The sequence below is a fragment of the Methylobacterium sp. TK31 genome (assembly GCF_055361545.1).
In genome coordinates this window covers 970006-992313 of record NZ_CM143964.1, presented here as the reverse complement: position 1 = coordinate 992313, position 22308 = coordinate 970006, and the positions used below count along the sequence as shown (strand labels likewise).

19 protein-coding genes are annotated in these 22308 nt (G+C 69.1%); 8 read left to right on the top strand and 11 right to left on the bottom strand.

The window, feature by feature from the left end; all coding sequences use genetic code 11:
* The first annotated feature begins 88 nt into the window (after positions 1–88).
* Positions 89–1363, top strand: a complete 1275-nt coding sequence (locus ACXJY8_RS04550; protein WP_463776547.1) for a glycosyltransferase family 4 protein — start codon at positions 89–91, stop codon at positions 1361–1363.
* A 175-nt stretch (positions 1364–1538) separates the two neighbouring features.
* The gene (locus ACXJY8_RS04545; protein ID WP_463776545.1) at positions 1539–1721 is read left to right on the top strand and encodes a hypothetical protein; all 183 of its coding nucleotides are present in this window, start codon (positions 1539–1541) and stop codon (positions 1719–1721) included.
* 84 nt (positions 1722–1805) lie between these two features.
* On the opposite strand, the gene ACXJY8_RS04540 is transcribed toward ACXJY8_RS04545, so the two are convergent.
* Positions 1806–3488, bottom strand: coding sequence for an acyl-CoA dehydrogenase family protein (locus ACXJY8_RS04540; RefSeq protein WP_463776540.1), 1683 nt, complete (start codon positions 3486–3488; stop codon positions 1806–1808).
* Positions 3489–3701: 213 nt separating this feature from the next.
* The gene (locus ACXJY8_RS04535) at positions 3702–4574 is read right to left on the bottom strand and encodes a DMT family transporter (RefSeq protein ID WP_463776535.1); all 873 of its coding nucleotides are present in this window, start codon (positions 4572–4574) and stop codon (positions 3702–3704) included.
* 143 nt (positions 4575–4717) lie between these two features.
* Here ACXJY8_RS04535 and ACXJY8_RS04530 point away from each other — a divergent pair, with 143 nt between their 5' ends.
* Both ACXJY8_RS04530 and ACXJY8_RS04525 read left to right on the top strand, forming a co-directional pair.
* Positions 4718–5602 (top strand): YihY/virulence factor BrkB family protein, encoded by an 885-nt coding sequence (locus ACXJY8_RS04530; RefSeq protein WP_463776530.1) that lies wholly within the window; start codon positions 4718–4720, stop codon positions 5600–5602.
* A gap of 131 nt (positions 5603–5733) precedes the next feature.
* Positions 5734–6555, top strand: coding sequence for a transglutaminase-like domain-containing protein (locus ACXJY8_RS04525; protein ID WP_463776526.1), 822 nt, complete (start codon positions 5734–5736; stop codon positions 6553–6555).
* 175 nt (positions 6556–6730) lie between these two features.
* Here ACXJY8_RS04525 and ACXJY8_RS04520 read toward each other — a convergent pair whose 3' ends face one another.
* Positions 6731–8506: a glucan ABC transporter ATP-binding protein/ permease gene (locus tag ACXJY8_RS04520; protein ID WP_463776523.1), complete on the bottom strand. Its 1776-nt coding sequence runs from the start codon at positions 8504–8506 to the stop codon at positions 6731–6733.
* 237 nt (positions 8507–8743) lie between these two features.
* Here ACXJY8_RS04520 and ACXJY8_RS04515 point away from each other — a divergent pair, with 237 nt between their 5' ends.
* On the top strand, positions 8744–9517 hold the full coding sequence (locus ACXJY8_RS04515) for a motility protein A (protein WP_056221112.1): 774 nt from the start codon (positions 8744–8746) through the stop codon (positions 9515–9517).
* Between the two features lie 33 nt (positions 9518–9550).
* Positions 9551–10384 carry an OmpA/MotB family protein gene (locus tag ACXJY8_RS04510; protein WP_463776520.1) on the top strand — a complete coding sequence of 278 codons (834 nt, stop codon included), beginning with the start codon at positions 9551–9553 and terminating at the stop codon, positions 10382–10384.
* Positions 10385–10435: 51 nt separating this feature from the next.
* Here the strand turns inward: ACXJY8_RS04510 and ACXJY8_RS04505 are convergent, their stop codons facing one another.
* Positions 10436–10942 (bottom strand): CAP domain-containing protein, encoded by a 507-nt coding sequence (locus ACXJY8_RS04505; protein ID WP_463776517.1) that lies wholly within the window; start codon positions 10940–10942, stop codon positions 10436–10438.
* 26 nt (positions 10943–10968) lie between these two features.
* On the bottom strand, positions 10969–13644 hold the full coding sequence (locus ACXJY8_RS04500) for a DUF3772 domain-containing protein (RefSeq protein ID WP_463776515.1): 2676 nt from the start codon (positions 13642–13644) through the stop codon (positions 10969–10971).
* Positions 13645–14241: 597 nt separating this feature from the next.
* Here ACXJY8_RS04500 and ACXJY8_RS04495 point away from each other — a divergent pair.
* Entirely contained in the window at positions 14242–14790 is a 549-nt protein-coding gene (locus tag ACXJY8_RS04495; protein WP_463776512.1) for an HNH endonuclease, read from the top strand.
* A gap of 6 nt (positions 14791–14796) precedes the next feature.
* On the opposite strand, the gene ACXJY8_RS04490 is transcribed toward ACXJY8_RS04495, so the two are convergent.
* From ACXJY8_RS04490 to ACXJY8_RS04475, 4 genes are all read right to left on the bottom strand, one after another.
* On the bottom strand, positions 14797–15039 hold the full coding sequence (locus ACXJY8_RS04490) for a hypothetical protein (RefSeq protein WP_463776509.1): 243 nt from the start codon (positions 15037–15039) through the stop codon (positions 14797–14799).
* Between the two features lie 77 nt (positions 15040–15116).
* Positions 15117–16037, bottom strand: coding sequence for an outer membrane protein (locus tag ACXJY8_RS04485; protein WP_463776507.1), 921 nt, complete (start codon positions 16035–16037; stop codon positions 15117–15119).
* Positions 16038–16186: 149 nt separating this feature from the next.
* Complete coding sequence (locus tag ACXJY8_RS04480; protein WP_463776503.1) at positions 16187–17038, bottom strand: outer membrane protein; 852 nt, start codon at positions 17036–17038, stop codon at positions 16187–16189.
* Positions 17039–17304: 266 nt separating this feature from the next.
* Positions 17305–18186, bottom strand: coding sequence for an outer membrane protein (locus tag ACXJY8_RS04475; RefSeq protein WP_463776500.1), 882 nt, complete (start codon positions 18184–18186; stop codon positions 17305–17307).
* 211 nt (positions 18187–18397) lie between these two features.
* Between ACXJY8_RS04475 and ACXJY8_RS04470 the strand changes: the two genes are divergently transcribed.
* Complete coding sequence (locus ACXJY8_RS04470) at positions 18398–18730, top strand: MmcQ/YjbR family DNA-binding protein (RefSeq protein ID WP_463776497.1); 333 nt, start codon at positions 18398–18400, stop codon at positions 18728–18730.
* A gap of 61 nt (positions 18731–18791) precedes the next feature.
* Here the strand turns inward: ACXJY8_RS04470 and glmM are convergent, their stop codons facing one another.
* The gene (gene glmM, locus ACXJY8_RS04465; protein ID WP_463776494.1) at positions 18792–20135 is read right to left on the bottom strand and encodes a phosphoglucosamine mutase; all 1344 of its coding nucleotides are present in this window, start codon (positions 20133–20135) and stop codon (positions 18792–18794) included.
* 243 nt (positions 20136–20378) lie between these two features.
* Positions 20379–22295 (bottom strand): ATP-dependent zinc metalloprotease FtsH, encoded by a 1917-nt coding sequence (gene ftsH / locus ACXJY8_RS04460; protein WP_463776491.1) that lies wholly within the window; start codon positions 22293–22295, stop codon positions 20379–20381.
* Between the last annotated feature and the right edge of the window lie 13 nt (positions 22296–22308).

Genomic DNA, 22308 nt, shown 5'->3' with positions numbered 1-22308 from the left:
ACCACCGCAGACGCGTGGATTTACCGGAGATCAACGCACGTTCGGTAAAGATCCGCGAAGACCTCGTCGTTGGCCGGGACTGTCCACCATGCACCTCGTCCTCGTCGTCGACCATGCCTTCATCAATGGCGGCCAAGCCAAGGTGGCGCTGGATGCGGCGCTCGGCCTGCGCGCGCGGGGCCATGGCGTCACGGTCTTCGCCGCCGTCGGTCCCGCCGATCCCCGCCTGGAGGCGGCCGGCATCCGTGTGGTCTGCCTCGGCCAGGATGATATCGGCACGACGACGAACAAGCTCGCCTTCGCCGCGCAGGCGATCTGGAACCGACCGGCGGCCCGGCGCCTGGCGATGGAGCTGCGCGGGCTCGACCCGCGGGACACCGTGGTCCACGTCCATGCCTTCGCCAAGGCGCTCTCGCCCTCGATCGGGCGCAGCCTCGCGGCCTCCGGGCTGGCGCTGCTCTACACGATGCACGAGTTCTTCCTCGTCTGTCCGAACGGCGGGTTCTACGAGTATCCGGCCGCCCGGATCTGCCATCGCACGCCGATGTCCCTCGGCTGCCTGACCACGAACTGCGATGCGCGCAGCTATCCGCGCAAGCTCCTGCGGGTGGTGCGCCACCTCGGCCTCGAGCATGTGGCCGGCCTGAAGGCGCTGTTCCCGCACATCGTCACCCTCAGCGCCCTGCAGGAGCGGGTCGTCGCCCCGCATCTCCCGAGCTCGACCCGCTTCCACCGGGTCGACAACCCGATCGCGGTGGCCCAGGCGCCCCTCCGCTCCGGGCCGCCGGGCGATTTCCTGTTCGTCGGGCGCATCTCCACCGAGAAGGGCGCGCCGATCTTCGCCGAGGCGGCGCGCCGCGCCGGCGTCCGTCCGGTCTTCGTCGGGGACGGGCCGGCGCGCGCGGATCTCGCGGCGCGCTATCCCGAGGCGGTGATGCTGGGCTGGCGCGACGAGGCCGGCGTCCAGGCCCTGATGCGGCAGGCGCGCGCCCTGGTCTTCCCGAGCGTCTGGTACGAGGGCCAGCCCCTCACCGTCTACGAGGCGCTCGCCTGCGGCGCCCCGGTGATCGTCAGCGACGCCTGCGCCGGGCGCGAGGCGGTGGAGGACGGCGAGACCGGCTTCTGGTTCCGCTCGGGCGATCCGGATTCCCTCGCCGCCCACCTCGTCCGGCTCTCCGACGACGGTCTCGCCGAGCGGATGAGCCGGGCCGCCTACGAGCGCTACTGGGCCGCACCGCTGACCCCGGACGCGCATCTCGACCGCCTCACGCAGGTCTACGACTTCGTCCTGCGGGAGGCCCGGACGGCGGGCGCCCGCACAAGCCGGGCCGCAACCCGGACCCAGGTCCCGGCGGCCCCCTGAGGGAGGATCGCGCCGCGCCGGGGCCGGCTCGGTCGCCGCCGGGCCGTTTCGCATCCGGGGCCGTGTGCCCGGCGCACCGTCCGGTCCCCGCCATGGAAACCGGACGCGCCCGCGGCGTTGTCAGGGACGACGTGCCGACGAAGGCGCTGACCCGCGAGCCGAAGGAGTGCCCAGGATGGCCGATCATCAGAAGACGCCGGAGACCGACACCATCTCCACCACCGGCCAGGCGGCCCCGAAGGGGTCGGACAAGAACCGCCCCGAGAACCAGAAGGGCGAACTCGACGCGCGCCTCGACGAGGCGCTGGAGGAGACCTTCCCGTCGAGCGACCCCGTCTCGGTGAAGGTCACCAAGTAGCGCGACCTCGACGACACCCTCGTGGAATACCGGAACGCCGGGGCGATCGGATCGCCCCGGCGTTCCGGTATTTGGGTGCCAGGCTCAGGCGGCTTCGAGCAGGCGGCGGGCGATGACCTGGGCCTGGATCTCGGCGGCGCCCTCGAAGATCGACAGGATGCGCGCATCGCACAGGACGCGGCTCACCGCGTATTCCAGAGCAAAGCCGTTGCCGCCATGGATCTGCAGGGCGTTGTCGGCCGCCGCCCAGGCCACGCGGGCGCCGAGGAGCTTGGCCATGCCGGCCTCGAGATCACAACGCTTGCCTTCGTCCTTCTCCCGGGCCGAGAAATACGTCAGCTGGCGGGCGATGTTGATCTCCACCGCCATCATGGCGATCTTGTCGGCCACGCGGGGGAAGTTGATCAGGGCCTTGCCGAACTGCACCCGGTCCTCGGCGTAGCGCAGGCCGAGGTCGAGGGCGTTCTGCGCCACGCCGATGGCGCGCGCCGCCGTCTGGATGCGGGCGGATTCGAAGGTCTGCATGAGCTGGGCGAAGCCCTTGCCCTCGACCTTGCCGAGGAGGTTGCCGGCCGGCACCTCGAAGTTGTCGAAGGCGAGCTCGTATTCCTTCATGCCGCGATAGCCGAGGACGTGGATCTCGCCGCCGGACAGGCCCTGGACCGGGAAGGGCTCGGCATCGGTGCCGCGCGGCTTCTCGGCGATGAGGAGCGAAAGACCCTTGTGACCCTTCTCCTCGGGCTTGGTGCGCACGAGGCAGGTCATGATGTCGGCGCGCACGGGGTGGGTGATCCAGGTCTTGTTGCCCGAGATCTTCCAGACGTCGCCGTCCCTGACGGCCTTGGTGCGAAGGCTCGCGAGGTCGGAGCCGGTGTTCGGCTCGGTGAACACGGCGGTGGGGAGCGTGTCGCCCGAGGCGATGCCGGGCAGGAAGCGGTGCTTCTGCTCCTCGGTGCCGCCGCACAGGATCAGCTCGGCGGCGATCTCCGAGCGGGTGCCGAGGGAGCCGACGCCGATATAGGCGCGCGACAGCTCCTCGGAGACCACGCACATGGAGATCTTGGGCAGGCCCATGCCGCCGTACTCCTCCGGGATGGTCAGGCCGAAGACGCCGAGCTCGGCCATCTTGGTGACGATCTCCATCGGGATGTAGGCGTTCTGGCTGTGCCATTCGTGTGCGTGCGGCACGACCTCGGCGAGGCCGAAGCGGCGCATCTCGGAGCGGATCGCCTCCATGTCCTCGTCGAGGCCGGACTTGCCGATGGTGGCCGCGCCGCCGTTGTCGCGGATGCGGGCCACGAGGGCGGCACGGTTCTCGGGGGTGTTGCCCTCGGCGATCAGGGTCTCCACCGCCGGCGTGCGGAACTTGGCGACCTCGCGCGCGGCTAGGCCGAGGGAGCCCGTGGGCCGCACCATCTCGCCCTGGCTCATCGGAATGCCGGAGAACATCTGGTCGAGGTATTCACCGAGGCCGATCCGGACGAGGAGGCTCTCGGTCTCTCCGAAATCACTGCTCTCCGTCAGGCGCTGGGCGTAGGCGCCGAGCTCGCGGACGCCCTCCGCGTAGGTGGCGATCCAGGCGAGGCCGTGCGTGGCGTGCTGCTGCGTCTCCATCTTCTCGGCCGAGATCTTGCCCTCGTCCGACAGGATCGTGGTGCGCACCCGCCGGGTCGCCTCGGCGACGAGGCCCTTGGCGGCCTCGGCCGCCTCGCGGGCCAGGGTCACGAGGTCCTGCGGTTCGGTCGAGACGACGGGAGAGGCTGACATGGCAAACTCGCTGGCGAGGGAATGAGACTTTGCAGTCCATTATAGGCAGGTTTGTCGCCCCTGTAGAGGCGTCTCGCCGCAGTGCGGCACTATCCCGCCTGAATTCATTATCCGTCAGGGCAAAAAACCCTGATTCTTCTTTGTCGTCCGCGGCGTGATGAATTTTATTGAGATGTTTCTCAAAGAAAAAGTCGTCTTCGGGCGGTCATGGGCTTACCCGCGGCTGGCGAGGGCGACCCCGAGCGTGGCGATCGCCATGCCGCCCATCTGGATCGGCGCCAGCGCTTCCCCGAAGAGCGCATAGGCCATCGCCGCCGAGACCGGCGGCACCAGGAACAGCAGGGAGGCGACCCCCGCCACGGCGCCGCGGCGGATCAGCATCAGCAGCAGCAGGATGCCGCCGACGGAGTTCACGAGGACCGACCAGGCGAGGCCGAGCCACAGGGGCGTGGACGCGTCGAAGCCGCCGGTTCCGAAGAGGAGAGCGACCGGCACCGCGAGACAGGCGGCGCCGACGAACTGGACGGCGGCGTTGCTCAGGAGGTCCGCACCGGCGCCGTGCCGCTTCTGCCAGAGGGTACCGCCGGTCATCGCTACCATCGCGAAGAGGCAGGCGGCCAGGGCCGGAACCGGAATTCCGGCCGAGTCGGCTGCGCCGATCTTCGGCGCCAGGACGAGAAGCGCGCCCGAAAAGCCGGTGCCGATGCCGAGCCAGCGCCGCCGGCTCACGGGCTCGCCGAGAACCGGGCCCGCCAGGGTCGCGGTTAGCAGGGGCTGCAGGCTGCCGACCAGGGCGGCGATGCCCGCTGGCAGGCCGTGCTGCACTGACCAGAACACGCCGATGACGTAGATCCCCTGCATCAGCACGCCGGCGAGCCCGGCATGGAGCCAGCCGGGCCGTTCGCGCGGCCAGCGCGCTCCCCGGATCAGGGCGAGGCCGCCCAGCACCAGTGCGACCGCGACGACCCGGACCGCCACGAAGGTGAAGGCCTCGGCATGGGGCGAGACGAAGCGGGCCGCGACGAAGCCCGTCGCCCAGATCACAACGAAGAGGGCTGGGACGAGGAACGGGGCTGGCGCGGGCATGACGGGGGCCACGCATCACAGGGTCGCGGAGATTTCAAGCCGGCCGGGCGGTGCCGCCCGCGCGGCACGTTGCGCGAACCGGCCGCGTTGCGTTTAGAAGACACGCCCGCCTCCCGCCCCGTTCGAGGACGAACCCCCGCCCCGTGAGACGTCTCCGCAAGCCTTTCGAGATCGCAGGCGTCGCCGCCCAGCGCTTCGTCGCCCATGACGGCTGGGCCATCGCGAGCCACATCGCCCTGTCGAGCCTGACCGCCCTGTTCCCGTTCCTGATCCTCCTCGCCGCCCTGGCGGGCCTGTTCGGCACGAAGTCGCTCGCCGACGAGGCCAGCGTCCTGATCTTCGATGCCTGGCCGCGCGAGGTCGCCAAGCCCATCGTCAACGAGGTGCACCGGGTGCTCACCGAGCAGCGCGGCGGCGTGCTCACCCTCGGCGCGCTGCTGGCGCTGTACTTCTCGTCGTCGGGCGTCGAGAGCCTGCGCGTCGGGTTGAACCGCGCCTACGGTCTGCGCGAGGTGCGGCCATGGTGGCTGACGCGCCTCGAATCCATCGGCTACGTCGTCTGCGGCGCCTTCGCCATGCTGGCCTTCGCCCTCCTGGTGGTGCTGGGGCCCCTGATCTGGCGCAAGGTCATCAACGTGGCGCCGGGCCTCGAGCCCTTGAGTCTCACGGTCGCGATCGGCCGCATCGGCATCACGGCCTTCCTGCTGCTCACCGTGCTGGTGATCGCCCACAAGTTCGTCGCCACCGGGCGCCGCACGGTGCTGGCCGTGGTGCCCGGCATCGCCGTGACGCTGCTGCTGTGGTTCCTGGCCGGCCTCGGCTTCGGCTATTACCTCGACCGCTTCTCCAACGCCTACGCCTCCACCTATGGCGGCCTCGCCACCGCGATGGTGTTCCTCGTCTTCCTCTACTGGCTCGCCGCGATGTTCCTGTTCGGGGGCGAGATCAATGGCACCGTCATTGCAGCGCGGCGTGTGCGGCTCCAGGCGCGGATGCAGCAGAAGCAGGCGCGGGCCCGGGGGCTCTGAGCCCGCTGCTTCATCTGCGCGCAGGGCGTGCAATGACATCCGCCTGTGACCCTGGCGGCCTAGTGTCCCGGTTCGGGCGCGGGCAGTGAGGGCGAAGGCGGCAGCGCGGCGGCCGGCCCGGGGGAGCTTCGATGCGGATCAGGTTCGGTTGCGAGATGGGCTATGATTTCCCACAGCCGACCCCCGTCATCGCCCGTCTCAATTCCTATTCGGCCAAGGGCCTCGCCGCGGTCCCCCCGGACGTGCTCGCCCTCGATCCGCCGCTGCCGGTCCGCACCTTCCGCGACGTCTTCGGCAACAGAACCGTGCGCTTCGTCGCTCCGGCGGGTGTCCTGACCCTGAGCGTGCAGGCGGAGATCGAGGACGACGGCGACCTCGATCCGGTGGTGCCGGAGGCCGAGGAGCATGCGGTCGAGGATCTGCCGGAGGAGGCGCTCCCGTTCCTCGTCGGGAGCCGGTACTGCGAGTCCGACCTGCTCTCGAGCGAGGCCTGGGCGCTGTTCGGCGACCTCGCCCCGGGCTGGTCGCGGGTGCAGGCGATCTGCGACTATGTCCACCAGCATATCACGTTCGGCTACGGCTACGCCCATGTCGATCGCACCGCCGCCGATGCCTTCGCGAGCCGGCGCGGCGTGTGCCGGGACTACGCCCACCTGTTCGTCGCCTTCTGCCGGGCGCTGAACATCCCGACCCGCTACTGCACCGGCTATCTCAGCTTCATCGGCGAGCCCGAGCCGCACGCCCCGGGCGACTTCGCCGCCTGGACGGAGGTCTATCTCGGCGGCGCCTGGCACGTGTTCGACCCGCGCAACAATGCCCCCCGGCGGGGCCGGATCCTGGTGGCGCGCGGACGCGATGCGGCGGACGTGCCCCTGACCCACACCTTCGGCCCGAACCGCCTGACGAAGTTCCGGGTCTGGGCGGAGGACGCGACGGCGGTCCCGGCCGAGTGATGGCCCCGCGCCCAACCGGTCCCGTCCCGGCGACTCACGGCTGAGCCCAGGCCGGTGCTCGCCGGCATGAGGAACGACATCCAAAATCTCTGCCAAGCCACTCGGGCGCCGACAAAAAACCCTCGCCCGGACTGGCGGGCGAGGGGTGATGCGTCGGGGTCTGGAGGGGCGTGGCTCAAGCCGCGAGCGGCAGGCCTTCCGATTCCTGGGCCGCCATGAACTGCGCCCGGGCGAGTTCGGCGAAGCGGCCGTTCTGGGCGACAAGGTCGTCGAAGCTGCCCGATTCGACGATCCGGCCCTCGTGGAAGACGAGGATGCGGTCGGCGTTGCGGATCGTCGCCAGGCGGTGGGCAATCACGAAGGTCGTGCGGCCCTCCATCACGGCTTCCAGGGCCCCCTGGAGCTTGCGCTCGGTGGTCGCGTCGAGGGCCGAGGTGGCTTCGTCGAGGATCAGCACCGGCGGGTTCTTGAGGAGCGCGCGGGCGATCGAGAGGCGCTGGCGCTCGCCGCCGGAGAGCGAGCGTCCGCGCTCGCCGATCACCGTGTCGAGCCCGTCCGCCTGGCGGGCCATGAACTCGGTGGCCTGGGCACGCTCGAGGGCGTCGAGCATCTCGGCATCCGTGGCGTCCGGGCGTCCGACCTGGAGGTTCTCGCGGATCGAGCGGGCGAACAGCATCGGCTCCTGGAAGACGACGCCGATGTTGTGGCGCAGAGACGACAGGCCGATGTCGCGGATGTCGGTGCCGTCGATGCGGATGGCCCCATGGTCCGGGTCGAAGGCGCGGTGCAGCAGGCCGAGGGTGGTCGACTTGCCGGAGCCGGTGGTGCCGACCAGGGCGACGGTCTCGCCGGCCCGGGCCGTGAACGAGACGTCCTCCACGGCCTTGCGGCGGGCATTGTAGGAGAAGCCGACGCCGTCGAAGGCGACCTCGCCGTCGAAGCGCGCGACCTGCTGGGCGCCCGGGCGGTCGTGTACGGCCGGCGTCGTGTCGAGGATCTCGAAGAACTCGTCGATCTTGGGCATCTGCTGGAACAGGCCGTTGATGCAGGTGGCGACCTGGTCGAGGCGCGTCACCAGCATGGTGGCGAGGCTCATGAAGGCCACGACCTCGCCGACGCTGGCCTGGCCGTGCTGGTGCAGGGCGATGCCGGTGATGAAGATCGCCGTCATGGTCAGGGTCGCGGAGGCGCGGGTGGCCACGTTGGCCAGCGCCCACCAGGACAGGACCGGGATCTGCGCGGCCAGCAGGTTGCGGATGATGTCGTGCATCGCATCCTTCTCCGCCTTGGCGCGGGTGAAGGACTGGATCACGGCGACGTTGCCCAGGGCGTCGGAGGCGTGCTCGGCCAAGCCGGACTGGTAGGCCTCGACCCGGCCCTGCAGGGTCTCGGTGCGGCGCATCACCATCGTGGTCAGCGCCGTGAAGGCGAGCACGAGGACGACGAGGATCGAGCCGAGCTGCCAGTTCACGAACAGGGTCATGGGCAGCAGGACGATCAGCGAGACGAAGGCGACGAAGTGGTCGCGGAAGAAGCCGAGCCAGAGCCAGAACATGCCGTTCGAGCCTTCCAGCATCGCCTTCAGGACGCGGCCGGAATGGTTCGAGGAATGGAACGCCAGCGGCAGTTCGAGCACGTGCTCGAAGTAATTCGCCATCGCCGTCAGGCGGTTGCGGTGGGCGAGCCGGTCCGCGTGCAGCGCGATCGTGACGCCGGCCGCGATGGTGAACAGGCCGAAGGCCACCCAGGCCCCGATCAGGGGGGCCAGCGTCGTGAAGGCGTTGGAGCTGGACTTGAGGTGGGTCAGCTGGTCGATGATGCGGCCCATCAGCAGCGGCTCGGCGAACGCCGCCACGGCCAGGGCCACGTTGGCGCAGGCCAGGACGGCGGCCAGGCGACGATCGGTGCCCAGAAGACCCATCACGCGCGCGTACAGACGAACCAACGACATAATACCGTGTGCTCCGATGCCGGACCGGGTCGCGACCGCGCTTCCCGGGAGAGGCCGCCAAACCCTTGGCGTGCCGTGCCTTATGTCGTGGCCTCCCTGAACGGGGCATGACGCGATCGAGCAGCGTTTGGCCAGGGTTTTTACGGTTCGTTCAACCTGAATCCCTAATCGTGGGGACGGCGCCTCGTCCTGCGGCGCCAACGCGGCATGCGGGCAGCCGCTCAGGCTCGAGTGACCATGGATCTCGCAACCGGTATCGGCCTCGTGGGCGGCTTCGCCGTCGTCTTCGTCCTGATCATGATCGATGGCGGCAACTTCGCCGCCTATTTCGACAAGCACGCCGTCATCGTGATCTTCGGCGGCGCCACCGCCGCCACGATGATGCGCTTTCCCTTCTCGACGATGATGCACGGCCTGCCGATGGGCCTGCGCTACGCCTTCTCGATGCGCGCCATCAAGCCGCGCGACCTCATCGAGGAGATCACCAAGATCGCCGACGTGGTGCGCAAGTCCGGCCCGATGGCCCTGGAGAACATGGAGATCTCCGACCCCTTCCTGGCGCAGGGCGCGCGCTACATCGCCGACGGTTACGATCGCGAGTTCATCCGCGACACCATGGAGCGGGACCGCGACAACTTCCTGATGCACCTCGACGAGGGCTCGAAGATCTATCGCGCCTTCGGCGACTGCGCCCCGGCCTGGGGCATGATCGGCACCATCCTGGGCATGGTGACGATGTTCGCCAACATGTCGGACCCCTCGAAGCTCGGCCCGGCCATGGCGACCGCCCTCCTCGCCACCCTCTACGGCGCGCTGATCGCCAACATGATCACCCTGCCGCTGGCCGACAAGCTCCACGTGAAGCTCGAGGAGGAGGATGTCTCGCGCTCGCTGATCATCGACGGCATCCTGCTCATCCGCGACGCCAAGAGCTCGTCCCTGGTGCGCGAGATGCTGATCGCCTACCTGCCGCACAATCATCGCGACGAACTCGTGGCCGAGCCGGCGTGATGGCACGCGCCCCCAGCACGCGCGACGGCGCAGATGGCTAAGAAGAAGCGCGGCGGCGCCCATGGCGGTCACGGCTGGTTCGTGACCTTCGCCGACCTGATGGCCCTTCTCATGAGCTTCTTCGTGATGATCGCCGCCTATTCGACCCAGGACCAGAAGAAGATGCAGGCGGTGGCCGGCTCCATGCGCGACGCCTTCGGCGTGAACAAGGAGTCGCGCTTCGCCGGCATCATCGAGAAGGACGGCCTCGCGCATGCCGACAAGGTCAAGTACAAGCGCGACATCCCGCCCGAGCTCGCCAGCGACCACACGACTCCGCCGGCCGTCGACGGCAATGTCGACGAGGGCATGCCGGACAAGGGCTATCCGGACGGTGCCGGCCTCGCCGCCGCGAGCCTGCGCCAGGCGCTCCAGGACATGCCGGAGATCGCCGAACTCTCGAAGAACATCATCGTGGCGCCCTCGCAGCGCGGGGTCGACGTCTCGATCGTCGACCAGGACGGCGCCTCGATGTTCCCCGACGGATCGAGCCGGCCCAATGCGCGGACCCGGCGCCTCCTCGAACGCATCGCGCTGACCCTGCGCAAGATGCCGAACCGCATCGCCATCACCGGCTACACCGCGACCGACCGTCCCGGCACCCGTCCCCCGGCACCGCTCTGGGAGCTGTCGTCCAACCGGGCGATCAGCGTGCGCGAGATCCTCGCCGGCAGCGGCGTGCCGGACGACCGCTTCGCCTCCGTCACGGGCAAGGCCGACACCGAGCCGCTGTTTCCCGACAATCCCTACCTGCCCGCCAACCGCCGGGTGACGGTGACGCTTCTGAGCGAAACCTCCCCCATGCCGCGGATGAAGGGCTTTCCCTGATCGGCGAAGCGCCGGACCCGGGCGGCCGGTCCTGTCGACGCCGGGCGGGGCTTATTTCGCCAGGAGGAGCGCCCAGTAGACCTTGTACTTGGAGTCCGGTGCATAGGCCGTGGCGATGCCCATGCGCTGGGCGTCCGGCGCCAGCATCGCGGCGTTGTGGGCGGGGCTGTCGCGCCATCCCGAGAAGGCTTCGGCCAGGGTGTGGTAGCCGGCCGAGAGGTTCGCCTCGGCCGAGTGGAAACCGAGCCGCTCCACCGCGTTCTTGACGGTCTGCGCCCGGCTCGGCCGGTCGGCGGTGGCCATGGCGGCCGCTTCCGCCTCGGCCAGCTTCTGCAGTTCGGGGTCGAGGCGCAGTTTGCCCGCGCCGCTGCGGGCGCGATAGGCCGAGATCATGTCGCGGGCGGTCGCCGTATCGACCTGGGCCGACTGCGTGGTCATCGGCCAGTACAGGCTCGGCAGAGTGGCGTTGACGGGCTCCGGAGTGGCGCAGCCCGTCAACAGCGCCACACCGCCGGCCGCCAGGCCGGCCCCGAAACCCCGTACCGATCTCCGCCCCACGTCCCGATCTCCTAAAAAATCCCGCGTCAGCTTCCCGCGCGCCGCCGGGCCGCCTCCGCCGAGCGCATCGGCTCGACCTCGTCGAGCCGGTCCTCGGCGCGCTGCGGCGAGCTTTGGTCCCCGGAGCGTTGCGGCTGCGTAAACACGCTGGCGATCTGCCCCACGGCGCTCTGGAAGGTCTCCAGGCCCTGCACGGTGACCACGCTGGAGCCCGGTCCCAGCGCCGGGATCATTCCGGCCTGCGACAAGGTCTGAAACACCGCAAGGTTCAAATCGTTCTGCACTTTCAGGCTGAGGCTGACGTCGACGATCATGACGATCAGCTCGAACTCCAGGAACGGGTCGCCGATCTTGCGGAAGACCACCCGGGGGCCCGGCTCCTTGAGCACGTCCGGCTGCGCCTGGGCACAGCCCATCAGCAGTTCGGCCGCGTGGACGGGGTCCTGGTTGCGCAGGACGCTGACGGTGATGCTCACGCGCCCGGTGCGGTCGCCCCGCACCCGGTTCTTCACGATGCCGGAGATCAGATTCGAGTTCGGCACGATCACGGCCGAGCGGTCGAAGGTCTGGATCTCGGTGGAGCGCACCGAGATGCGCTTCACGATGCCCTCGCTGTCGCCGATGAGCACCTGGTCGCCGACCCGGATCGGGCGTTCCCAGAGCAGCAGCAGGCCCGAGACGAAGTTGTTGACGATCGATTGCAGGCCGAAACCGATACCGACCGAGAGGGCACCGGCCACGATGGTGAGCTTCTCCAGGCTCAGGCCCAGATAGGAGAACGCCAGCGCGAGGGTGAGCAGGAAGCCGATATAGCCCGCGATGGTCGAGATCGAATTGCGCAGTCCGGCATCGAGATCGGTGGCCGGCAGGTAGGTCTGCTCGAGCCAGCGCTGGATCGCGCGCGTCACCGCCATGCCGAGAAGGAGCAGCCCGATCGCCAGCACGATGGTGGAGAGCGAGATCGTGACGTCGCCGACCTTGAAGCCGAAGAAGGCGGTCCGCACCGAGGAGAACACGTCCGTCGAGTCGAGGCCCCAGGGCGCGAGCGCCAGCAGGGCCGCCACCATGACGAGGACGACGCGGGCGAGGCCGGTCGCCAGGACGGCGATCTGGTTGATCGAGCGCTTGCGCAGGCCGGTATTGGCCTGGAGCGCGGTGGCGATCTTGGTGTCGTCGCCCAGCGTCCCGCCGATGAAGGTGTCGGCGCTGGAGATCAGCAGGAACAGCAGGACGAACAGGCCCGCCACCCAGACGAGCTGGTCGATGAGGAAGGCCGCGAAGGCGACGTAGCCGACGAGCGGCGCGATCGCGATCGTGACCGCCGCCGCCCAGCCGAGGAGACGGGCCGGGCCGCCGATGCCGGTGGTCGCCTCCGGCGCCACGTAGGGTCCGAAGCAGGCCTCCTCCTTCTCCGCCGTGTCGGCGAAGCGGTGCAGGCCGATGGCCAGGATGAGGGCCGTGGCCAGAGCCCCGATGCCGCGCGTGGCGATGGAGACCGGGAGGGCGGCCGAGATGCCCGAATTGAGGGCCTCGATCGACTTGACCACCGTGATCACGATGGCGATGCCCACGGCCAGCCGGGTCACCCGGGCGGCGGCGGTGTCGTCCATGCTGGTCACCCGCCAGGAGGGCTTGTCCGGCGAGAGCAGCGCATCGGCCAGGGCCTCCACGAAGGCGATGAAGGCGAGGCCGCCCAGGATGGCGCCCGCCACCGGCAGCAGGCGTAGGGGCAGGAGGTCGGTGGCGTCGAGGGCGTAGTAGACCGCGTAGCTGCCGATGAAGGCCGGGATGGTGCCGAGGAGGAACACCCGCCAGGCGGCCATGAGCTTGCGCCGCTGCGAGGGGGCGACGGCCTTCGCGTCGCGGCGGCCGAGGCGCGGCGCGATGTTGCGGCGGCCGAAATACAGGGCGATCGAGATGCCGAAGGCGATCCCCAGCAGCAGCAGGTTGCCGATGGTGCCGTTGCGGCCGAACAGCGCCGCGGTATCCTCCACCGCGCTCTGGAGCGCGCGCAGGTCGCGGGGAATGTCGGCGGCGATCCGCATCCACAGGTCGGGACTGACCAGGGCGGTCGAGCGCTCGAACAGGCCCCGGGTGAAGGCCGCCCGCCGCCGGTTCGAGACCTGGTCGACGATCTGGTCGGTCTGGACGAGGAGCGATTTCGCCAGCCGCTGGGTCTCGTCGATCTCGGCGACGGCGTGTTCGCGCTCCGTCCGCTCGCGCGCCACGTCCTCGCCCTCCTCGCCCTCCTTCGGCTTCGGGCCGAGCTGGGTCAGGCGCTCGCGGGCGGCCTCGAGGCGCGGCGTGGTGATGTCGATGACGTGGCGGATCTTGTCGGCGATGGCCTCGATGCCGTCGCGGGCGCGGGTCAGGTCGCCGCTGCCGACGTTCGGACCGGTCAGGATCTTTTCGCGCTGCTCGAGATCGGCCTTGGCGGCGTCGAGCTGGTCGCGGACGTTCTGGATCTGCTCGGAGACGACCGGTTTCGGGGCCGGTGCCTTGGCGGCCGGCTTGGCCTCCGCGGGCGCGGCGGGCGGGGCGCCGGCCTGCACGGGTTTGGCCGGCGCCGTGGCGGCCGGGGCGGCGGGCGCCCCCTGCCCCACCGCGCCGACGGGCGCCAGGACGAGGGCGCCGAGCCAGGCGGCGATCACGGCCGCTTTCCGGATGCCGCGGGTCGTCTGGCCTCTCGGGATGTCGCGCATGATGATCCTTTCGTCCCGCGCCACCGCGCGGTCCTGGCGCGCCGCCGCGCCTCGCCTCGTCGGGCCACTGGCAACCCGCATGCCCGAAGCGCGCGGGCAGGACCTGCGCGTTCCGGGGACGGGGAGCGACCGGGGCCCGCCCCATCGCCGAGCAATGGGGCGAAAGGCTGACGACGCGCCATATTCGGGCCGAAACGGGTGCGGCGGGCCGAGAAGGCCCCCCCCCGAGCCGAGGGCCTGTGGGCGCGACCTCGTGGAAAGCGGTTGCGACCTTCACAAGCGTGTCACGCTGATATTAGACTAAGCCCCGATGGACTTGGCCTTTTCGTTCCCGTGCGAGGAGGTGGCGACGACCATCCGCGCCGATGAGCGTCGCCACGAACCGGGCGTTTTCGCCCGATGCGACGGCTTTTGGCCAATGACCGCTTCTCCCGCGCCTCGCCGGCGCCCTTGCGGAGGCCGGTCCCTGCACCCGTCCCGGTCCGTGCGGCGACGCCCCGGGATGCGGAGATGTCCGATCTTTCACCAACCTGGGACGATGCGCCGGCCGACCCCTGCGCGTTGTCCCTCCGTTGACCCGTCGAGAGGGTAGCGCCGATGCTGGATCTCCAAACGCTCGTCCTGAATGCGGATTACCGGCCGCTCTCCTACAATCCCCTGTCGCTCTGGTCCTGGAAGGACGCGTTCACGGCGCTGTTCCTCGACCGGGTCACCCTGGTGGCCAGCTACGACGTCGAGGCGCGCTCGCCGTCCCGGTCCCTGCGGGTCCCCAGCGTCGTCGCCCTGAAGAGCTACGTGACGCTGGCGCGCAGCCCCGCCTTCACCCGCTACAACATCTACCTGCGCGACACCTTCTCCTGCCAGTATTGCGGCCTGCGGCTGCCGGCCGGCGGACTGACCTTCGACCACGTGGTGCCCCGGTCCCGCGGCGGCCTGTCGAGCTGGGAGAACGTCGTCGCGGCCTGCTCGCCCTGTAACCTGCGCAAGGCCAACCGCACCCCGGCGGAGGCGGACATGCCGCTCCTCCACGAGCCGCACCGGCCGACGCGGCACGAACTGCACCGCCGCCAGCCGGAATTCGACCATCGGGAGTATCACCACACCTGGCTCGACTACCTGTACTGGGACACCGAGCTGGAGAATTGAGGCGGGTCAGGGCACGGGAAAGCGCGGCGGCGGCTCGTTGTAGAGCGGCAGCGCCAGGGATCGCGGCGCGCGCGGCACCGGAGCCACGAAGAACGGCCGCACCCGCGCGGCGTAGGCCGGATCGCGATAGGCGATGTGCGCCGGCGGAAGCGGGCGCCGAGAGATCGGGCCGGGCTCACCGCCCGCATGGACGGGCCCCGCCCCCATGGACACGGCCGCGGCGCTGCCGAGGAGGACGAGGCGAAGCATGAATGAACTCCGGGCGGTGGGCCTGATCGCCGGGGCGATGATCCCAGTCTGACTGTACGAGCGAGTTCTTGGGAGCGTTAGAACTTCACGGCGGCACCGGCACGCACGGTGTTGACGGCAATGCGGTTCGCGGCGCTCTTCTGGAAATCATTGAGCATCACGTACTGATATTCGCCGCGCAGAATGATGTTGCTCGTCAGGGCGAACTCCAGTCCGGCGCCTAGAACGAAACCGCCCATCGTCTTCGTCTTGGCGTTCCGGACCGTTCTTGTGGCCGGGGTGCCGTCTTCGGGATTGTTTGGATCGAAGCCGTTCGCCGTATAGCCAAAATTCTTTACTGCCACGGGGTTGCCGGCGGTCAGAGCCTGATTGGCCTTATAGGCGACCGTATCGTACCCGTAATATTGAATCGCGACCGACTGCTCGGTTTGAACACGCCCGATCGCCAGGCCACCGGTCACGTATGGGAGGAAGTTCCCGATCGCGTAGCCGCCGCGCGCACGGATCGTTCCATAGTCTTCGATCCGGGAGGTTGCCGCACCGTTCAGCGACACGGTCTCGATGTAACCGTCGGATCCCGACTTGAAGCGACTGATGTAGTCTTGCGTCGCAGCGGTCCGATCGAAGCGCGTGTAGTCGGCTTCGATACCGATCACGGTATCGTCGAACTGATAGTTGAAACCGGCGAAGGCGCCGTAGCTCGCACCCTCCGTGTCGCCGCCACGCGACGCGAGCATGGTCGATGCGTTGAAACTCGACTCAGCGTTCGAGTAGCGCAACGCGTTCGCGATCAGGGGCGTATAGGCATTCTTGAAGCCGGCCGATGCCGACGAGTACCCCCCGTGTCCGCCGAAATAGACACCGTTCCAGTCGATGACCTGGACCTCCGGCTCGTAATCCGAGCCGCGCAGAACGCCATAGTCGAGGTCGGCGCCCTGCGCCGGCGCGACGACGCCGAGCGTGAATCCGGCCAGGAGCGCGAGGGAAACGGTACGCATCGATGTCGTCCTCAAGGTTTCAGCCCGATGGGTCAGATGGCTGAGCCTGTAGTTTCTTTTTACTTGAGTAACCTTAACGGTCCGTTGCCCGCCGAGGGTCTTCCACGGGGACGGGTTCCGCGACGCGACCCGTCCCCGGGGTCTTCCGCCTACTCGTAGGGGTTGCGGTTCCAGCTCGGGATCGGCAGGCCGGCCAGACGGCCCGGACCGCCCGCGAAGCTGTAGCGCAGACCGACGCGGACCTCGTGCGAGGCCAGATCCTTCAGGCGCGAGTCGAAGCCGAAGGTATCGAGGCCCGTCTTGGCGCGGCCGAGGTCGACGTAGCGGTAGCTCGTATCGAGGCTGAAGCCGCCGCCGATCTCGTAGGAGACGCCGCCGGTCAGGGCCCAGGCCAGGGACGTCACCGACCGGCTCGGGCGCCGGACCGCGTCGCGCGGGCCCGTTCCCGCATTGCCGTCGCAGAATTCGACGGTGCAGGTCGTCTGGGTGTAGGCCTTGCCGAAGTGCTTGTCCGCGAAGCCGATGCCGCCGCCGATATACGGGGTCAGACCCCACCAGGTGCCGAGATCGGCATAGACGTTCACCAGGCCGGTGAGGACGTCGATCTGTCCCGCCTCGACGTTGGAGCCGGTGACGAAGTTCGATCCCGACGAGTAGGCGCTGTAGCGGGACGGCATGCGCTGATCGACCGTCGCGTCGACGCGGAGCCAGTTGTTGATGCGGTAGCCGACGCCGCCGCCATAGCCGGGCACCGTCTCGAGGTTCATGCGCGTGAGGGGATTGAACGGGCTGCCATCCGCCGGCGCCGGGGTCGCATCGCGCGGACGGGCATAGTCGCTCACGGTGGCGTCGACGCGCAGGTACCAGCCCTCCCCGATGGCGACCGGCGGCGGTGGTGGGGGCGGCGGCAGGAGATCCGCCGCCTGCGCGGCCGTCGCCAGACCCTGCGCGACGAGGGCCAGTTTGAGGGCCGTGACAATGCGGGAGTTCAGGACGGCCATGACGCTCTCATACGCTGGAAGATACGGGGCGGGCCAAGGCGTGACGGGGACGCCTCGAATCATCGCTCAGGGGCCATCCTCCCCCGGAAGCGTTAGAGAGGACTTAACCCTAACGCCTTGTGATCAGAGACTTTCCACCGCCCTGCCCGGCTGTCCCGAAACGGAGAACGGCCGAGATGCGCGAGGCGCATCCCGGCCGTTCCGTCGAAGCTGCCGTCCCGCCCACGCGGCGGGGAGCCCCGTCGCGCGTCGCGCGTCGATCGGCTTCAGTACTTGCGCACCAGCGGTGCCGGCTCGGGCTGATACTCGGCGACCGCCGGGGCGACGACGCCTCCGAGCAGCCAGCGCATGCCGATCCGGACGTCGTGGGAGGTGATGTCCTTGATCTTGTAGACCGCACCGCCGCAGCCCGGATCGTTGATGCAGGTCACCGGGTTCGAGGAGACGTGGCCGAGATTCATGTAGCGGTAGCCGAGCTCCAGCCTGAGGTTCGGGGTCACGCTGTAGCCGAGGCCGGCCATGGCGGCCCAGGCGAAGCTGGTCGTGTTCTTGTCGCGGGCGTAGCCGTAGCCGCCCGTCGCGCCGCCGAAGCCGGAATCGTTGAAGCCGCTCAGGTGATGGAAGGCCGAGCCGACGCCGCCGCCGACGAAGGGCGTGATGCCGTACCAGGTGCCGAGGTCGATGTAGCCGTTGGCCATCACGACCACCGACGAGAGGTTGGCGTTGTAGGAATTCACGCCCTTGCAGCCGTAGGGACCGTCGCCGCCGTAGCAGGTGGTGTCGAAGCTGTCCTGGAACCGGAACTTGCTGCCGCCGCGGTACTCGGCGGTGATGTCGCCGTGGAAGTAGCTGCCGAACTGGTAGCCGACGCCGCCGCCGGCGAAGAAGCTGTCCTCGACCGCCTTCTGGTCGTAGCGGTAGCCGTCGGGGAGCGAACCCTTCAGCACCGTCGAGATCGCGCCGACGCTGGTCGCGCCGACGCCGACATCGCCGCGCAGGTACCAGCCGCCGCCGATCTCGACCGGCGGGGGCAGCGGCTCGGGCGGCAGGGGCGGGAGCAGATCCGCCGCTTGGGCGAGGCAGGGCGCTGCCACGCTCGCAATGAGCGTGATCGAGCGCGCCAAGGCAGACAGCTTGGTGCGGCGCATCGGATGTCCTTCAATCGACCGTGTGCCGGAAGCTCGAAACGCCGGCGGGATGACGGGGACATGATGGGCGGCAAGGGTTAAATCGGGTTTAACGTTAAAACTTATCCTTGCCAAAGCGTTGATGACGGCATCGCAACGTCAGATATGTCTTCGGGAAGACAGGCAGCCTCCTCCGGGCATGTGATTTCGGCCGATCAGGAACAGGACGCGCGTGCCCAGCAGACCAGAGGATGTCCGCCGATTGGCCGGGGCGCTGCCGGAAGTGGACGAGGGCGCGCATAACGGCCACCCCGATTTCCGTGTGTTCGGCCGGATCTTCGCGACGCTCTGGGTCGAGGAGGAGCGACTGGTGCTACGCCTGTCGCGCGCGCAGCAGGCCGAGTGGATCGAGGCCGAGCCCGACCTGTTCGAAGCGGTCGAGGGCGCCTGGGGCCGGCGCGGCTGGACCAGCCTCACGCTCTGGGAGGCGGACGAGGCGGTGCTCGCCGCCGCCCTCCTGGCCGCCTGGCGGGAGGTCGCGCCGGCCGCCTACGACCGGATCTGAGGTCCCCGGTCGATCGCGGGTCGGCGTCGCGGCGGCCCGGCCCGTTCCGGCGGGACGGCGTTCAGGCAGCGGCCTTGGCCACGGCCTCGACCACATCGTCCACCACTTCCGTCACGAGGCCGCGGTCGTCGCCCTCGGCCATCACGCGGATCACCGTCTCCGTGCCCGAGGGGCGGATGACGAGCCGCCCGGACTTGCCGAGCCGCTCGCGCGCCTGCGCGATGGCGGTCACGACCGCGACGGCGTTCAGCGGTTCGCCGGAGCGGTAGCGCACGTTCTTCAGGATCTGCGGCAGCGGTTCGAAGCAGTGGCAGACCTCGCTCACCGGGCGCTCCTGGCGCTTGACCACGCTGAGGAGCTGCAGGGCGGCCACGAGGCCGTCGCCGGTGGTGGCGTAGTCCGACATGATGATGTGTCCGGACTGCTCGCCGCCGAGATTGTAGCCGTGCTCGCGCATGTACTCGAGCACGTAGCGGTCGCCGACGGCGGTGCGGGCGAGGTTGAGGCCGATGCCGCCGAGGAAGCGCTCGAGGCCGAGGTTGGACATGATGGTGGCGACCAGGCCCGGCTGCGTCAGGCGGTCGTCCTCCTTCCAGGACCGGGCGACCACGGCCATCAGCTGGTCGCCGTCGACCGACTGGCCCTTCTCGTCGATGATCAGCACGCGGTCGGCGTCGCCGTCGAGGGCGATGCCGATATCGGCGCGCAATTCCCGGACCTTGGCCGCCAGGGCCGCGGGCGCCGTCGATCCGACGTCCCGGTTGATGTTGAAGCCGTCGGGCTCGACGCCGATGGCGATCACCTCGGCCCCGAGCTCCCACAGCGTCTCCGGCGCGACCCGGTAGGCGGCGCCGTTGGCGCAATCGACCACGATGCGCAGGCCGTCGAGGGTGATGTTGCGCGGCAGGGAGCGCTTGGCGAATTCGATGTAGCGGGCGTGCACGCTCTCGATGCGCTTGGCGCGCCCGAGGTCGCGCGGGCTCGCCAGGCGCTTGTGCAGCTCGCCGTCGATCAGGGCCTCGATCTCGCGCTCGACGTCGTCGTTGAGTTTGAAGCCGTCCGGCCCGAACAGCTTGATGCCGTTATCCTCGAACGGGTTGTGCGAGGCCGAGATCATCACGCCGATATCGGCGCGCATGGAGCGGGTGAGCATCGCCACCGCCGGCGTCGGCATCGGGCCGAGCTGCAGCACGTCCATGCCCATCGAGGTGAAGCCGGCGATCAGCGCGGTCTCGATCATGTAGCCCGACAGGCGCGTATCCTTGCCGATCACCACACGATGGCGGTGGTCGCCGCGCTGGAAGATCAGCCCCGCGGCCTGACCGACCTTGAGCGCGAGTTCGGGCGTGATCACGCCGTTGGCCCGTCCACGGATGCCGTCCGTGCCGAAATACTTGCGCGACATGGTCTTCGCGTCCCGTCTTCTGTTCTCGGTGTAGGGAAGCTGACTCCGCCTCACGACGCAATCCTCCGCTTCGCCGTCGGCGATGATGCTTCGGGATTATGTCCGTTCCGGCTCCTGAAGATCCGGTTGCCGGGCCTCGCCGGAGTGAGGACAAACCCGCCGTATCGTTAGGGAGGTCTTGATACGAACGAGCCCGCCGGGGGCGGGCTCGTCGTCGCGTTCGGGCTGTCTGCGTTCGGAAGCTCAGGCCTGGGGCTGCGGCTCCAGACCGTCGCTGCCGCGCGGGCGGCCACGACCGGTGGAGGGCACCGAGGAGCCCCGCAGCGTGGTCGGGCCGTCGCCGGCGTCGCGGATCGGCGGCTTGCCCGCGATGAGGTTCTTGATCTCGTCGCCGGAGAGCGTCTCGTATTCGAGCAGGCCCTGGGCCAGCGCCTCGAGATCGTCCTTGTGCTCGCCGAGGATACGGCGGGCTTCCTCGAGACCGGTCTCGACGAGGCGGCGGACCTCCGCGTCGATCTTCTGGGCGGTCGCCTCCGAGACCGTCTGCTGACGGCCCATCGACATGCCGAGGAAGACCTCGTCGTTGTTCTCGCCGTAGGCCACGGTGCCGAGCTCGGGCGAGAAGCCCCAGCGGGTGACCATCATGCGGGCGAGGCGGGTGGCCTGCTCGATGTCGGACTGGGCGCCCGAGGTCACCTTGTCGGCGCCGAAGGTCATTTCCTCGGCGATGCGGCCACCCATCATGATGGCAAGGCGCGAGGTCATCTGCTCGTAGGACATCGAGAGCTTGTCGCGCTCGGGCAGCTGCATGACCATGCCCAGTGCCCGGCCGCGCGGGATGATCGTCGCCTTGTGGACGGGATCGGTGGCCGGCACGTTGAAGGCGACGATGGCGTGGCCGCCCTCGTGGTAGGCGGTCAGCCGCTTCTCGTCCTCGGTCATGACCAGGGTGCGCCGCTCGGCGCCCATCATCACCTTGTCCTTGGCGTCCTCGAACTCGTGCATCGTGACGATGCGCTTGCCGCGACGGGCCGCCAGCAGGGCGGATTCGTTGACGAGGTTCATCAGGTCGGCGCCGGAGAAGCCCGGGGTGCCGCGCGCGATGACCTTGAGGTCGACGTCCGGCGCCAGGGGCACCTTGCGGACGTGGACGCGCAGGATGCGCTCGCGGCCGACGACGTCGGGGTTCGGCACCATGATCTGGCGGTCGAAGCGGCCCGGGCGCAGCAGGGCGGGGTCGAGCACGTCGGGACGGTTGGTGGCCGCGATGATGATCACGCCCTCGTTCGCCTCGAAGCCGTCCATCTCCACGAGGAGCTGGTTCAGGGTCTGCTCGCGCTCGTCGTTTCCGCCGCCGAGGCCGGCGCCGCGATGACGGCCGACCGCGTCGATCTCGTCGATGAAGATGATGCAGGGCGCGTTCTTCTTTGCCTGCTCGAACATGTCGCGCACGCGGGAGGCACCGACGCCGACGAACATCTCGACGAAGTCCGAGCCCGAGATCGTGAAGAACGGCACGTTGGCCTCGCCCGCCACCGCACGGGCGATCAGGGTCTTACCCGTGCCGGGGGGGCCGACGAGCAGCACGCCGCGCGGGATGCGGCCGCCGAGACGCTGGAACTTCTGCGGATCGCGCAGGAATTCGACGATCTCCTGCAGGTCCTCCTTGGCTTCCTCGACGCCGGCGACGTCGTCGAAGCTCACGCGGCCGGAGGCCTCGGTGAGGAGCTTGGCCTTCGACTTGCCGAAGCCCATGGCGCGGCCGGCGCCCGACTGCATCTGCCGGGACAGGAAGATCCAGGCGCCGATGAACACGAGGATCGGCAGCCAGCTCACGAGAAGCTGGATGAACCACGGCGTGTTGTCCGAGGGCGGACGCGCGGTGATCTGCACGCCCTTGCTCTGCAGCTTGGACACCAGGCTCGGGTCGTTGGGGGCATAGGAGGTGAAGTTGCCGCCGCCGACATAGGTGCCGCTGACGTCCTGCCCGGAGATCACAACCGTCTGGATCTTGCCGGAATCGGCATCGTTCAGAAGCTGGCTGTAGGCGATCTCGGAGCCGCCACCGCGATGACCCGGATTCTGGAACAGGGTCACGAGGGCGAGCACGAGCAGGAAGATGACGACCCACAAGGCGAAGTTGCGGAAGTTCGGGTTCATCGATCAATCCCTG